Origin of the sequence: Pectobacterium fontis, from assembly GCF_000803215.1 — a bacterium.
Lineage (GTDB): Bacteria > Pseudomonadota > Gammaproteobacteria > Enterobacterales > Enterobacteriaceae > Pectobacterium > Pectobacterium fontis.
Genome location: NZ_JSXC01000087.1, coordinates 1 through 366, shown reverse-complemented (window position 1 = coordinate 366; position 366 = coordinate 1). Strand labels below are relative to the sequence as shown.

Genomic DNA, 366 nt, shown 5'->3' with positions numbered 1-366 from the left:
AACCGCCGATCGCTTCCGCTTTGATGACATCGACCTGTTGCAACTGTCATCACGCGAGCGGCGTAAGCTGGTCGGACATAACGTCTCCATGATTTTCCAGGAACCACAATCCTGTCTCGATCCGTCCGAGAGCATTGGTCGGCAGTTGGTTCAGGCGATCCCCGGCTGGACGTACAAAGGCCGCTGGTGGCAGCGCATTAACTGGCGTAAACGTCGCGCGATCGAACTGCTACACCGCGTCGGAATTAAAGATCATAAAGACATCATGGGCAGCTACCCCTATGAGCTGAGCGACGGCGAGTGCCAAAAGGTAATGATTGCGATCGCGCTGGCAAACCAGCCGCGTCTGCTGATTGCCGATGAGCC

1 protein-coding gene is annotated in these 366 nt (G+C 56.3%); it reads left to right on the top strand.

The window, feature by feature from the left end; genetic code table 11:
* Positions 1-366: ATP-binding cassette domain-containing protein (locus tag OI69_RS18680; RefSeq protein ID WP_039354178.1), on the top strand; the 366-nt coding region annotated here is incomplete at both ends.